Below are 14,426 nucleotides of genomic sequence, written 5' to 3'. Positions count from 1 at the left end.
TCCTTATGTAAAAACATTAAAGATTTTCTTAAATAATCCTTGTATTCCCATTTTCTTTTTATTACCATCATTACTTCCACACAGCCTTAATGCTACTTTCCTGATATCTTCTGCTGCCTCACAATCAGGATAAGTTATGACAAAAGGCTTCTGTTGTCTAACAGCTTGTATAAGTTTTCTATCTTCTTTAATACTGCCTAAGTACTGCATACTTATATTCAAAAATTTTGAAGTAGCCTTATTAAATTTATTAAAAGTTATTTGCCCTTCTTTATAATCCATAACCCTGTTTATTATTACTTTTGCTGTAGATTTTATTCTTAAATGGGTAACAGCTTTTACCAGGCTATATGCATCTGTTAAAGAAGTAGGCTCCGGGGTAGTAATTATAATAAGTTCATCACAACAATGTATAAAACCTAAAACACTTTTGTTTATACCAGCTCCAGTATCCATTAAAATAAAATCGAATTCTTTAAGAGAGCCTAATTTATTCAAAAATCTCTCTCTCTGCATTTCACTTATCTCTTCAATCCTATTTACTCCTGAACCTCCAGGTAAAAGTTTTATTCCATAGGGTCCTTCTATAATTACTTCCTCAATTTCCATCTCATTAAAAATTATATCATATACATTATATTTTGGTAAGAATCCCATTAATACGTCATCATTTCCCATGCCCACATCAGCATCAAATATCAATACTGATTTACCCATTTTTTGAAGGGTAATTCCAAGATTAACAACAAAGTTACTTTTACCAACCCCTCCTTTTCCAGAAGTGACAGTAATAATTTTAGAAACAGTGCTTGAAAATACATCTTTACTCTCACTATCTTCACTAAAAGTTTGTAAATTTCTTTCTTGAAATAATTGTCTAAGTCTTTCTGCTTGATCTAGCATATAGTTTCCTCTCCCAAAACAAGGTTAGTAATTTCTTCACAGCTTAACTTTTTAATGTCATCTGGTACGTTTTGTCCCGTAGTTATAAAACTAAGAGGTTTACCTGCCGTATCTAAAATATTAAGTATAGAACCATAGGTAGTAGTTTCATCTAATTTGGTAATAACTACATTATTAAAATTAAGAACCTTATATCCCTCTATAATAGCCTCAATATCTTTATCTTTTGTGGTACAGCTGATGACTAAATATATATTTTTTGTATTGGCCTTTTGAATAAAAGTATTGAGTTCTCCAATTTGCATTGCATTTTTGCTGCTTCTACCAGTAGTATCAATTAAAACTATATCGCAATCCTTCATGCCTTCTAATGCATTTTCCATATCTTTTGCCGAAACAACTGTCTTAAACGCTATATTCATAATATCTGCATAAGTGCTCAATTGTTCTACTGCACCAATTCTATATGTATCCACAGTTATGAGTCCCACTTTTTTCTTTTCCATAAGAGCAAGTCTACCTGCAAGTTTTGCAATAGTTGTTGTTTTTCCAACTCCAGTTGGTCCAACTAGAACCACAACCTCTTGAAGATTGTCATTAGAAATTTGTATCATATCTCTTATGGCAAGTTTAAGCCTTTCCTCATCCTGAAGCTCTTTATCCATATTATTTGCTTTAGATAAAATCTTATCTATTATATTATTATTTACGTCATTATCCTCTAATTTTTCTTGCAGCTTACTTTTCTTCTCTTCTTTTGTTTCCCCTGCTAAACTATGTATAATTTCCTTCATTTCCTGCATCTCTTTCAACAGCTTATCCGTATCTTCTTGACCCTTATCATTATTTCTTTCGACTTCATCTTTCTTCACTTCTCTTGGCTTGTCTTCCTTTTCCTTGTTTTCACTTTTATACTCTTCATTCTGAAAAACTTTTTTTATTGCATCAATACTGCTTTTAACATCCTTCTGAACATCATTTTTATTATCCACAGCCGCTGTAACTTCAATGACTTTAGGTGAAAAAAAACCTTTAATTCCTGATCTTTTAATTTTCCTTTGACTGATTATAACAGCATCCTGACCTAATTCATATCTAATTCTGTTCATTGCTTCATTCATGTTGTTGACTATATATTTCTTTATTATCATTGGTAAGTCACAACTCCTTCAGTTCTAATCTCTATATCATTCGGTATCTCATTTAACGATAATATGCTTATATGAGGAAATACCATTTCTGTTAACTTTCTAAACGCCGGTCTTATTTTTGGCGATACAAGAATTACAGGTTGATTTCCATAGAAGTGAACAGTATCCAATACATTTTTAATTGATTCAAAAATTCTTCCTGTAATTTCAGGATCTACTGCTGGGAAAGAACCCTGCATAGACTTCTGAATGTTACTTCCAATTAAATCCTCCAATTCTGGAGAAAGAACTGCCACAGTAATCATTCCATTTTCATCTACCAACGAATTGCAAATATTCCTTGCCAGAGCAAACCTTACGTACTCAGTTAAGACTTCTATATCCTTGGTGCTTCTTGAGTTATCTGCTAAAGATTCCAGTATAGTAACCATGTCCTTTATAGATACCTTTTCCTTTAAAAGATTTTGTAAAACCTTTTGAATCTCTCCAATAGTCATTAAGTCTGGAATAAGTTCTTCTACAACAGTATCATATTTTTCTTTAACAGTATCTAAAATTATCTTGGTTTCCTGTCTTCCCAACAGTTCATAAGCATGTGCTTTTATTGTTTCAGTTAAATGGGTTACCATTACTGTAGTAGGGTCTACAACTGTTAATCCCTTAATTTCAGCATCTTCTCTTTGATCATTATTAATCCAAAGTGCTGGAAGTCCGAAAGTAGGTTCCATGGTCTTAATTCCTTGAAGTGGTATTTCTTCACCACTTGGGTCCATACACAAAATCATATTTGGCATAAGCTCAGATTTTGCTATAACTGTCCCTCTTATCTTTATCACATACTCATTTGTTCTTATTTGAAGATTATCTCTTATTCTTATTGGCTGTACTATTATACCCATTTCAATTGCACATTGACGCCTTACTGATGATATTCTTTGAAGTAAGTCCCCTCCAGAACCTTCATCTGCAAGAGGTATTAATCCATATCCTATTTCTATATCCATAGGTTCAACAGAAATCAAACTAGTAACATTTTCAGGCTCTCTTTTTTCCGTTTCAATTATTTCTTCCTGCTCAGTCTGAATTTGAAGCATAGCCTTTTCTTGCTCCTCCTTATATAGGAAATAAGCACTTGCTCCTGTTGCAGCTGATAAAATCAAGAAGGCAAATATAGGCATTCCAGGAATAAACACCAAGAACAATAACACTGTGGAAGAAATCCCCAAAACCTTTGGAAATCCAGTTAATTGCTTTGCTAACAAATTACCAAAATTTTCATTACTTGCTGAACGAGTAACTAATATACCTGAAGCTGTTGATATTAAAAGTGCTGGTATTTGTCCAACAAGTCCATCCCCTATTGTAAGTCTTACATAGGTAGTAACTGCATCACCTATTGGCATGCCTTCCATTCCTGCACCTATGATAATTCCTGCTATAACATTGATAATTGTTATAACTATACCAGCTATTGCATCTCCCTTTACAAACTTAGATGCACCATCCATAGCTCCATAAAAATTAGCTTCTTCCTGGATTTTTTCACGTCTTGCTCTGGCATCTGTTTCTGATATAAGCCCTGCATTAAGGTCTGCATCTATACTCATCTGTTTTCCCGGCATGGCATCTAATGTAAATCTTGCTGAAACCTCTGAAACTCTACCTGCTCCATTAGTAATTACAACAAATTGAATTATTACGATTATTAAAAATATAATTACTCCGACTACATAATTTCCCCCAACAACAAAGCTTCCAAAAGTCTCAATTATTTCTCCAGCATAGTGATCTCTTAATATAAGCCTTGTAGAAGATATATTAAGTCCCAATCTAAAGAGAGTAGTAATCAAAAGTAATGTTGGAAATACAGAAAATTGCAGTACCTCTGTAGTAAACATGGTCAATAGTATAATTACACAAGAAACTGTTATATTTAGTGCCAACAAAACATCCAAAATATTTGGATCAAGTGGAATAATTATCATAAGAACTATTCCTATAACCCCGAAAGCTACTATAATATCTAAATACTCTTTTAATTTTAAATTTATGTTTTTAGCATTTTCCAAAGCGCTCACCCTTTACTTTAGTACTTTTTCTTTTTCATCTTATATACAAGTGCCAGAATTTCTGCTACTGCCTGATACATTTCCTGTGGAATTTCTCTATCAATTTCAACCTCACTGTATATAAGCCTGGCAAGAGGTTTGTTTTCAATTATAGGAACATCATTTTCTTTAGCTTTTTCTTTAATTTTTATAGCCATATAGTCACTGCCCTTTGCAACAAGTATTGGTGCATTTCCATTACCATCCTCATACTTTAATGCAACTGCAATGTGAGTTGGGTTTGTTATTACCACTGATGCATCTGGTACCTGCTGCATCATTCTGCTCATAGCCATTTCTCTTTGCTTCTGCTTTATCTTGCCTTTTACTTGAGGATCTCCCTCCTGCTGTTTAAATTCTTCTTTTATTTCCTGCTTTGACATTTTCATATCTTTTTTAAACTGATATTTCTGATATATGAAATCCACCAAAGCAATTCCTACCATAACTAAAGTTATCCTGAAGAAAATCTCTCCCATAAGTTTTAATAAGATAGTTATAATAGCTGAAAACTTTAAATTACTTATATTCAATATTTTCGAAAAATTACTTTTCAAAAACTTGAATCCTACCAAACCAACTACGGTAATTACTGCAATATCTTTAAAAAGCTCCATTACAGTTCTCATAGAAAACATTTTTTTGAATCCACTTATTGGATTTATCTTTGACAGTTTAGGCTTAATAGGTTCTGTTGAATTAATATATCCTGTTTGAATAAGATTTGCACCAACTCCCACAATCATTATTGTTACTACTACTGGAAGAAGAACTACAGCTATTCTAATCATAACGGTTAAGACAAGTCCATATAAACTGTTATAATCCAATTCCATATTTAAATAAGACCCTAAAAACTGAATAATATTATTTTTAAAAGAATTAACAATATATTGTCCTAAAGTTATTATAATAATGGTCGAAGCTAATAATGTAAGGGAAGAATTTACCTCTTTACTTTTTGCAACTTGTCCTTTTTTCTTAGCTTCACTCATTTTATGAGGTGTTGCATCCTCTGTTTTATCCCCACTGTCATCTGCAAAAATTATCAAAAGAGGGATAGTTTTATACAGCTGTCGTATGACGTCCGGTATATTGTCAAAACCAGTAGTTATAATTTTATAAAACATAGGCAGTGATAAAGATACAACACTGAGACCCAATAATATCTTTATAGGAAGTCCTAAAATCATTACATTTAACTGTGGAACAGTTTTTGCAACAAGTCCTAGTGTCAAATCTGTCATTATAATTATCAATACTATTGGTATTGCTATTCTCAAACCTAATTCAAAATATTTTATAAAAACTTCTATTATCACCATTGCACTCTTTTGGGATAAAATAAACTTTCCTATATATACTATATTAAAACTTTCAACTAATGCTCTGATAAGCATATGGTGCCCATCTATAAGCAGAAAAACTATTAAACTAAACCAATATATCACTCTTTCAATTAGAGTCACATTACTATTTGAATTTGGATCAAACATAGACATCATTGCAAATCCAACGTGCATATCCATTAAAGATCCGGCATATCTTATACAACTAAAGCATATCTCTGTAATAAATCCAAAAGTAAGTCCTGTTGTAATTTCACTTAAACAGTATAGAATCAATTCAGAATTGCCATTTATTAAGCTTATATTTGAATAATTGATTCCGGGCATTAATATAAATGCTATGATCCCTGGAACAGAACCTTTTACCATGTTAGGAGTTCCTTTTGGGAAAAATACAGAGGTCACCGTCATAAATGCAAACAATCTCAAAAACACAAGAATAAACGCTATAAAGTATGTAATATCTATCAAAATCTATCCCACCTATTTCATTATGTTTGCAATTATATCAAATATTCTTTCAGTAAAACTTATTACTGTATGATTAATAAATTTAGCTGTTACAAGTCCAACTAAAGCCACCCCGATTAACTTAGGAACAAAAGTTAAAGTTTGCTCCTGAATTTGAGTAGTAGCTTGGAAAATACTCACAACAAGCCCTATTGCTATAGAAACAATCAGTATAGGTGCTGCTGCTTTTATTCCAGTCATCATCGCATCTTTTAAAATTCCAATAACCATTTCTTCACTCATAATTTACCACCTCTCACGAATAGCTCATAATCAATGATTTCACAAGAAGATACCATCCATCTACCATAACAAATAATAATATTTTAAATGGCAGTGAAATCATAACTGGGGGTAGCATAAACATTCCCATAGACATCAAAATACTTGCCACCACAATATCAACTATTAAAAATGGAATATACAATAAAAATCCAATTTTAAATGCAGTTTTAATTTCACTAATTATAAATGCAGGTATTACAACATAAAGTGGTACATTTTTCTCATTTAAGTTAGTTTTATCAATCTTTGAAATTTCAACAAACAACCCTAAATCTTTATCTCTAGTCTGTCTCAGCATAAATTCTCGTATGGGCTTTGAGCCCTTTTCAACAGCCTGCTGCTGATTTATTTTATTTTCCAGAAAAGGCTTTATGGCATCCTTGTTTATCTGATTATATGTTGGTGCCATTATAAAGATAGTTAAAAACAAAGCAAGTCCAACTAGTATCTGGTTTGGAGGAGCTTGTTGCGTTCCCATAGCACTTCTCATAAATCCTAAAACTACTATTATTCTGGTAAAGCTTGTCATCATAACAATAAATGAAGGTAATAACGAAATTATTGTTAGCATGATAAGTAATTTGATATTGTCAACATAATCTTTTGGATTAGATGCTTTATCTACAGAAATATCTATTTTAGGTATGGGTATTGTATTTGGTTCTGCAAATGCTTTTATATTTACCAAAAACAATATACTGAACAATACTAAAAACGTTAAAATAACCCTCTTTTTTTTCATTATTTATCTTCCCTTTTAATCTTAAGTTTTGTTACTATATTTTTTACACTTTCATACTCATAATTATTTTTAGATTCTTCAAATTTTCTTAATTCATCCTCATCCAATTCTTTTAATATTTCAACTCTATTCTGAGTGGAAGATATAACATAACCTTTTTCACCTATCTTAGTAATTAAAAGGCTATTTTCTCTAGACAAAGGCATTCTATCAAGTATTTTCATATATCTTCCATTTTGTATGCTTTGAAGCTTTGCTCCACCATACTTTCCAAAGAAATATATTAAAAATATAATAAAAGGTAAAAAAAGTACTATTTTTATAAGCATATCCAAGGTTTCTCTAGCTTCCATAATACGCCTTCCTTACTGTACTAGAATTTCTGAAAAATATACATTAACTATCTGACCCTTTCCAAGCAAAGGATTGATTCTATTTTTTATCTCTTCTTTTAATTTCTCAACTCCAGCTTCAGTGAAATCTTCAGCTTTTTTAGTTCTTAAAACTGTATTTATAGCATCTCTTATTATAGGTTTTTTGTCAGTTAATTCTGTTTCAAAATCTTTAGCTTCTTTATTTTCTGAATAACCAATATAAATTTTTGTTTTTAAATATCTTGTAGAATTCTCTGCATTCAAATTAACCAAGAACTCATCCAATGCAAAAGTTTTTTGGTTAAGCTCAGCTTTTTCAGCATTATCTGCTGATGCTGCTTGAGGTTTACCAAGCTTGTTGGAAATCATGTAACCTCCAAAAACTCCTCCACCCAAAAGAATTGCAGCTAAAAAAACTATAATAATAATTTTAAATATATGACCTTTATTATTTGGTTTTTTTTCTATTTCACTCATTCTATTTTTTCTTCCTTTCCCCTGATGTAATTAAAATATTAACTCTTCTATTTTTTGCTCTGTTTGTATCATTACTATTTGGAGCTATAGGACGGTACTCTCCATACCCTGCCGCTTGAAATCTTTGAGGATTTTGCCTCTTAACTTGAACAAAATATTTTAAAACATTAACAGCTCTTTGTGTTGATAATTCCCAGTTGCTAGGATACTTTGCAGTGTTAATAGGCACATTATCCGTATGTCCTTCAACAATAACTTCATTCGGAAAAGTTGATATAAGTGAATTTATTTTATCTAAAATTGCTTTACTGGAATTTTTTATTTCAGCCTTTCCTATATCAAATAAAACATTATCTTTAAGCTCCATAATAACTCCTCTGCTGTCTGTTTTTATTTGAATTGTATCTTTTAAATTATTACTGTCAATAAACCCTTTAATCTTTTTATACATCTGTTCGCTCTCAGTAGTACCTGTTTGCTTAGGTCCCATATCTATAGGAGCTCCTACTATCGGAACTTCTCCACTCATATTAAACTCTAATATAGAATCATCACTCTTTCCAGATAATACCGATTGCAGTGAAGAAGATATTCTTTGAAATTTCACTGCATCAATTGAAGAAAAAGAATAAAGTAAAACAAAGAATGTAAGTATTAATGTTATTGTGTCTGCATAGGTTGCTAACCATTCTTCATTAGCTCCTCCATCTGACTGCGGCTTTTTCCTTCTAGACATCTTCTACCTCCCCATTAGCTGCTTGAACTTGATAGAATTTGGTCTTATCCTCCCTGTTTAGATATGAAACAAGTTTTTCCTCAACAATTCTAGGATTTACTCCAGACTGTATTGCAAGTATCCCCTCTAACATCATTTCGCTAATAGTTGCTTCTATGCTGCTCTTATATACCAGATTGGCTGACATTGGATTTAATATTAAGCTTGCCACTAGAGAACCATAAAAGGTTGTTATAAGTGCCTTACTCATTCCTGGTCCAAGAGCAGTAGGATCACTAAGATTAGCCAGCATTTGAATAAGTCCTATAAGTGTACCTAACATACCAAATGCAGGTGCGTATCCACCCCAAGATTTAAGCATATCTGCTCCATCCTTATGTCTTTTCTCCATTTCTCCAATTTCAAGTTCCAGTATTTCACGTATAGTTTCAGGTTCTATACCATCAACTACCATTTGAAGACCTTTTTTAAGAAAAGCATCATTTACCTTTTCTATATCCTCTTCAAGGGATAGCAGACCTTCTCTTCTAGCTTTTTTAGAAAGTTCAGAGAATTGATTAATAATCTCTAACCCTCCCATACTTGTCTCTTTAAAAGATTGAGCTATTACCTTTACAAGTCTCTTAAATTCAGTTAAAGGATAGTTAACTAAAAGAGAGCAAAAGGAACCTCCAACTGTTATAGCCAATGAAGATGGATCAAAGAACATGCCAAAAGTTCCACCACTAAGCATTCCAAAAGCAACCATTCCAAATCCTGCTATCAATCCAACCAGTGTCATTACATCCTGTCTTTTCATTGTAACTGCCTCCTATAAACCCAACGTAAAAATTTTTCTTTTGTACTCAATAACCCTCTTAATTACTTCTTCCGTTGATTCAAGCACAATATATTTTTTTCCATTAGTCAATGTTATTAACGTTTCCGGAACTTCCTCCATTTTTTCTATATGATCAGCATTTAAATACATTGCTTTGTGATTCATTCCAGTAAGATTTATCATTTTTAAAACCCCCGCTTTTTCTTAGTAACCAGTTACCAGTAGCCAGTAACCAAATTCCACATTTCAATCACTGGTTACTGGGTTACTGGTTACTATCTTTTAAGGTTGATTATATCTTGAAGAATTTCATCTCCTGTTGAAATCATTTTACCTGCTGCCTGGAAGGCTCTTGTTGTTACTATCATATCTGTAAACTGTTCTGACAGGTCAACATTTGACATTTCAAGCATTCCTTGAAGCATATCTCCGTATCCATCTCCATTATCCGTACCTGCAGGAGCTCCTACCCCACTTCTAATTATTGGCACTCCTGAGTTGGCAGTATTTTCCAACATATTTTTTCCTGCTTTCTTAAGTCCCTCAGGATTTTTAAATGACGCCATAGCTATCTGTCCTAAAGCACTAACACTACCATCATCTAGAACAGCCTTTATTATTCCTTCTTTTTCTATAGAGAAGCTTCTTATTTTTTTATCTGTTTCAGCTCTTAAAGTAAATGACCAACTATATTTATCTTTATCTGCATCATCCATACCAGCAGGTTCTCCAGTAAGAGTGATTTCATTTATTTTGTCTGCCTCCTTATAATCCTCATCTACGCCTTTTATTTTTCCATTTTTATCCACTTCAATTTTTGTACTTGCCACTTCACCTTTTTCATCTCCATTAATGAAACCCCTATAACCTGCTGAAGGGGCATCACCTGTTCCATCCCATTTTGTACCATCTGCATTATTTTTAGGATTCTTTACCCATTTAACTTCAATTTTCAAATCTTTATCTCCACGATATTTACCATTAGTAGCTGGTTCTGTAATCTGTAATTTAGGACTTGCCGTTAACAAATTAGTACCATCATCTTTTTTTAATTTTCCTGTTCCTGTATAACCCATATCTGTGGTTATTTCTGTTCCATCTTTATCTTTAGCGTTGCTAAAAGCTTCTATGTGTACACTATCAGGTATTCTAAGCGGAACCAATGTTCCCGAAGCTTTAATTCCATATTTAGAATCTGAATCAACAAAGTTTACTGTCCCATTAGCACTATAATCTATACTATCTATATCCTTTGTATTTCCATCCTCATCCTTTTTTTCTTGTAATGCATATCCCATAACTCTATATCCATCTGAAGTTAATAAATTCCCATAATTATCTAATGTAAAAGAACCATCTCTTGTAAAGCTTACTGCTAAACCACTTCCACTCATAGTGTGAGAACTTTCATCTACAGAAATACCAGTTGCATTGCTTTGAGGTATTGCACCTTTTGCAACTACAAAATATCCTGTTCCATCTACAGCTACATCAAGATTTCTACTTGTAGGCTGCATCATACCTTGACTCACAATAGTATCTATACCAGCTACTTGAACTCCAAGTCCAACCTGTCTTGGATTAACCCCTCCAGTGTTTCTTCCTGGTCCTAATGCTTCTGATACATTTTGACTTAACATATCTTGGAATCTAACCCTTGAAGATTTAAAGCCTGTAGTTCCAACATTAGCTATATTATTACCTGCCACATCCAGCTTTGTTTGATTAACTTTCATACCACTAATTCCTGAATACATTGATCTTAACATCTAAACATACCTCCAGTTTATTTTTAGTTGCCAGTAGCCAGTTTCCAGTAACCATTTAAAACATTATTTTCCTTATTGGTCACTGGTTACTGGGTATTGGTTACTGATCTTTCTCTGATTCTGTCATTCCTCAGAGTTTGGCTTCCTTTCGGTCCAGCCTATAACAAAACTACACTATCTATATTGGTGAATACATTTCCTCTGCTACTTTCTTTATCTACAGCAGTTATTATTGTTCTGTTTTTAATGCTTGCAACTAAAGCTACATCCTTATAAATAATTAATGAATCTTTAGAACCTTTTTCACTGGCTCTATTTATGCCTTCATTTATGTTTCTCATATCTGCTTCATTAAAATTTATATTTCTGTCTGACAACCTTTGGGCAGCATGATTTGAAATTATAAAATTACATTTTTTGTCAATTTCTGTTTTTAGAATATCTTTGAAAGCATTTTCTGTATTGTTGTTTACTTTAGTTTTTGGCTTACTGCTCTCTGGGAAATTCCCAACTGGATATAACTTTCCATTTAAAACTCTATATCCCATATGCACCACCCAACTTTATTGTTTAACCTTTGTTACATTATCGAAAAAGAATTCTTTTTCCTCATCACTGCCATCAAGCTTAACCTTCAATTTTATTCCTTCTTTTGCTTTATAAACTTCTGTTACAATACCTGAGTATTTTTTTTCTTCTTCTCCATCCATAGTACTTAAATCAACATTTTTGTTTATCATAGATGACGCAACCATAAAGTTCATATTATTATTTAAATAAGTCATATTATCGCTTAGATATCCAAGGAATTTGGTATCCTCTGTTGGAATATTTAAAACCTCTGACATATCTTTTAAATCAAATTCTTTATCTTCAAAATCAGTAACTTTATCTCCTATATATTTAGGAACATTAACTGTTAACTTTATTTCATCTCCATTTTTAGCAACATTTTTAACTATTCCACCATATTGATGACCCCAATCATCATAGACATTTAAAGCTACTGTTCTTCCAACCAGACTGCCTGCCGCATTGAAGCTCATTGTATTGTTTAAATTAGCCATCTGCTCCAGACTTGAAAATTGAGCCAATTGAGATACATAAGCTGTTGAATCCTTGGTATTCATAGGATCCTGATTGGTAAGCTCTGCTGTTAGAATTCTCAAAAAAGCATTTTTGTCCATTTCATGACCTTTTTTTACTATTCTGGTTCCTCTTTTGGTAGCACTTGTAGAATTTGAATTATCAACTTGAAATCCACTCTGTACTGACTTATTAACACTCTCCGGCATTTTGTCCCTCCTTACACAAAAGCATTTACATTGCTGTTGTCTATAATTTTTGTATGTTCAATATTTTGAACATCCTCTTCATTAATTGAAATAGTTGAATTTTTACCTTTGTTGGTAGATTGTCCATTTTGTTGTCTGTTCTTTTCATTACTAAAAAACGTAGTGTCTCCATTGTAAATATCAATTGTAAAGTTCTGAATTTTAATTTCTCCATTTCCCAACTTGTCATTCAACTCTTGAAGATTTGAATTTAGCAGATTATATGCCTCTTTGTTGTTAGCAGTTATATTTGCTTTCATAAGTCCATTCTCCATAGTTAGCTTTATTACAACTTCTCCAAGTTCTCTTGGCATTACTTTTACTGTAATTTCCTTCATATCGTTTAATTCCATAAACTTAACACTTTTAATCATATCAGTAATAAGAGTGTTCTTATTCACTACCATAGGTTTCACATTTCCTTCTACGGAGCTTGCAGTGTCAACTTTATTAAACTGATTCATAAAATTCATAACCTTGCTAAATTTAGAGTTAGTATCTTTCTTATCTGCTGATGCAAGTTCCTTTAAAAGTTTATCTTCACTGCTGTGATTTAAACCATTTGAATTTTTACTACTACTTTCTTTACTCTTTGCATCTACCTTTGTTTCTGTTTGCTGCTTATTAGGAACTTCATTAACAATAGCATTAGCATCTTTTATTTTTAAAGCCTTATTTTTTGAAGGTTTACTATCTAATAATTTACCTTTTAAAACTTCTATTATTTGAGCTTGTACATCTTTTGTAACTTTATTCCCATTTTCTAAAGAATTTAAGTCGATACCTTCTTCTTTTAGTCTGTTTACAACCTTATCATTTGTTTTTTGAATAATATCCTGAAATGACTTTGGTTCACTATTTAATATTTCCAGTATGTCACTCTTTAAATTCTTTGAAAGTTCACTGACTTTGTCTGCATCCATAGTAATATTGTTTTTTATAACATCTACTACTTGAGTGCCTAATTCTACTGCTAAATCCTCCAAAGTATCTGTATTTTCAGGCATCTTTTCTAAAAATTCTTTTAAAGTTATCTGTCCACTAACTAAACTTTGAATTAACTCCATTAATTCCTTAGTAGAATCTGTATCATCTTGCATTATTTCTTCTAAACCTTTTGGATTCAAATCTTTTAATCCTACTTCTTTTGTCTGTGCATCCTTTACTTCTAACTCCTTTGAATCTAAATCTTTTGAATCTGCAACTTCCTTGTCCTGCTTTTCTTTTAAAGGTTTATCCTCTTTTGATACACTGCTTAGAAGTTTTCGGAAATCTTTACTGTTATTAGATTTATCCTCTGATTTTACATCTTTAGCTTGTGATATCCCTTTATTCATGGGCTTAAGATCAACCTTTATGTTGTTTAAAACATTTAAGCTAGCATTGTTCAAAATTTTGCCTCCTTTCATAATTATTGATTTTTCATATTTCTTATATATGCATAAAGAGCAAATTCATCATTTGTTTTTTGTTCTATTAAATTTTGCTCTTTAATATAAGCCTCTCTCTGTTTATCTTTCAGGATCTCTACAGTCTTTCTTTCAATCTGTCTTTGTTTTAACTCTTCTCTTTTTTCTTCTAATTTTATAGTTTTATCATCAAGCTCTATAGTTGTTTCTCCAATATTAAAATACAGAGCATTGCAATAATTCTGTCTTATTTTTCTGGAAATTATGCTGCAGCTGCTGTCAACTTTAGAATATTTATCATATTTAATTTTTAGATCATTTAATTTTTTCTCAACTTTGATTTTTTCATCCTGAGCTACTTTAAAACTTCTTTTACTTTCTTCTTCCTTATCTAGTCTAATATCAAGAACCCTTTGTAATCTAAAATTAAATCCAGACATATTTGCTCCTCAATTCTAA

At 31.9% G+C, this 14,426-nt stretch carries 16 protein-coding genes; all 16 read right to left on the bottom strand.

Features of this window, described 5'->3' with window-relative positions:
* Nucleotides 1–3: 3 nt before the first annotated feature.
* The 16 genes from OIO11_RS02105 to fliJ all read right to left on the bottom strand — a co-directional run bounded on the left by OIO11_RS02105 (nt 4) and on the right by fliJ (nt 14,407).
* Nucleotides 4–903 (bottom strand): MinD/ParA family protein, encoded by a 900-nt coding sequence (locus OIO11_RS02105; protein ID WP_268069685.1) that lies wholly within the window; start codon nt 901–903, stop codon nt 4–6.
* Nucleotides 897–2,054 (bottom strand): flagellar biosynthesis protein FlhF, encoded by a 1,158-nt coding sequence (flhF, locus tag OIO11_RS02100; protein ID WP_268069684.1) that lies wholly within the window; start codon nt 2,052–2,054, stop codon nt 897–899. Before flhF ends, OIO11_RS02105 begins: the two co-directional genes overlap by 7 nt.
* Nucleotides 2,051–4,132, bottom strand: a complete 2,082-nt coding sequence (gene flhA, locus OIO11_RS02095) for a flagellar biosynthesis protein FlhA (protein WP_268069683.1) — start codon at nt 4,130–4,132, stop codon at nt 2,051–2,053. Before flhA ends, flhF begins: the two co-directional genes overlap by 4 nt.
* 8 nt (nt 4,133–4,140) lie before the next feature.
* Complete coding sequence (locus OIO11_RS02090) at nt 4,141–5,982, bottom strand: fused FliR family export protein/FlhB family type III secretion system protein (RefSeq protein WP_268069682.1); 1,842 nt, start codon at nt 5,980–5,982, stop codon at nt 4,141–4,143.
* 12 nt (nt 5,983–5,994) lie between these two features.
* On the bottom strand, nt 5,995–6,264 hold the full coding sequence (locus tag OIO11_RS02085; protein ID WP_268069681.1) for a flagellar biosynthetic protein FliQ: 270 nt from the start codon (nt 6,262–6,264) through the stop codon (nt 5,995–5,997).
* Nucleotides 6,265–6,277: 13 nt separating this feature from the next.
* A complete protein-coding gene (gene fliP / locus OIO11_RS02080; RefSeq protein WP_268069680.1) occupies nt 6,278–7,048 on the bottom strand; it encodes a flagellar type III secretion system pore protein FliP in 771 nt (256 codons plus the stop codon).
* Nucleotides 7,048–7,401 carry a flagellar biosynthetic protein FliO gene (fliO, locus tag OIO11_RS02075; RefSeq protein ID WP_268069679.1) on the bottom strand — a complete coding sequence of 118 codons (354 nt, stop codon included), beginning with the start codon at nt 7,399–7,401 and terminating at the stop codon, nt 7,048–7,050. The genes fliP and fliO overlap by 1 nt, the downstream gene beginning before the upstream one ends.
* Nucleotides 7,402–7,413: 12 nt before the next feature.
* The gene (locus OIO11_RS02070) at nt 7,414–7,899 is read right to left on the bottom strand and encodes a flagellar basal body-associated FliL family protein (RefSeq protein ID WP_268069678.1); all 486 of its coding nucleotides are present in this window, start codon (nt 7,897–7,899) and stop codon (nt 7,414–7,416) included.
* Nucleotide 7,900: 1 nt separating this feature from the next.
* The gene (locus OIO11_RS02065; RefSeq protein ID WP_268069677.1) at nt 7,901–8,635 is read right to left on the bottom strand and encodes a flagellar motor protein MotB; all 735 of its coding nucleotides are present in this window, start codon (nt 8,633–8,635) and stop codon (nt 7,901–7,903) included.
* On the bottom strand, nt 8,628–9,434 hold the full coding sequence (locus OIO11_RS02060; RefSeq protein ID WP_268069676.1) for a motility protein A: 807 nt from the start codon (nt 9,432–9,434) through the stop codon (nt 8,628–8,630). The genes OIO11_RS02065 and OIO11_RS02060 overlap by 8 nt, the downstream gene beginning before the upstream one ends.
* Nucleotides 9,435–9,446: 12 nt before the next feature.
* Nucleotides 9,447–9,638 (bottom strand): flagellar FlbD family protein, encoded by a 192-nt coding sequence (locus OIO11_RS02055; RefSeq protein ID WP_268069675.1) that lies wholly within the window; start codon nt 9,636–9,638, stop codon nt 9,447–9,449.
* Between the two features lie 92 nt (nt 9,639–9,730).
* Nucleotides 9,731–11,224: a flagellar hook protein FlgE gene (locus OIO11_RS02050; RefSeq protein ID WP_268069674.1), complete on the bottom strand. Its 1,494-nt coding sequence runs from the start codon at nt 11,222–11,224 to the stop codon at nt 9,731–9,733.
* Between the two features lie 158 nt (nt 11,225–11,382).
* The gene (locus OIO11_RS02045) at nt 11,383–11,772 is read right to left on the bottom strand and encodes a TIGR02530 family flagellar biosynthesis protein (protein ID WP_268069673.1); all 390 of its coding nucleotides are present in this window, start codon (nt 11,770–11,772) and stop codon (nt 11,383–11,385) included.
* A gap of 15 nt (nt 11,773–11,787) precedes the next feature.
* Nucleotides 11,788–12,519 (bottom strand): flagellar hook assembly protein FlgD, encoded by a 732-nt coding sequence (locus tag OIO11_RS02040; protein ID WP_268069672.1) that lies wholly within the window; start codon nt 12,517–12,519, stop codon nt 11,788–11,790.
* 11 nt (nt 12,520–12,530) lie between these two features.
* Nucleotides 12,531–13,949 (bottom strand): flagellar hook-length control protein FliK, encoded by a 1,419-nt coding sequence (locus tag OIO11_RS02035; RefSeq protein WP_268069671.1) that lies wholly within the window; start codon nt 13,947–13,949, stop codon nt 12,531–12,533.
* Between the two features lie 20 nt (nt 13,950–13,969).
* Nucleotides 13,970–14,407, bottom strand: a complete 438-nt coding sequence (gene fliJ, locus OIO11_RS02030; protein ID WP_268069670.1) for a flagellar export protein FliJ — start codon at nt 14,405–14,407, stop codon at nt 13,970–13,972.
* Between the last annotated feature and the right edge of the window lie 19 nt (nt 14,408–14,426).

It is taken from the genome of Clostridium sp. ZS2-4 (assembly GCF_026719745.1).
In the GTDB taxonomy this organism is placed as follows: Bacteria; Bacillota; Clostridia; order Clostridiales; family Clostridiaceae; genus Clostridium_H.
This window is presented reverse-complemented; position numbering and strand designations above follow the sequence as displayed.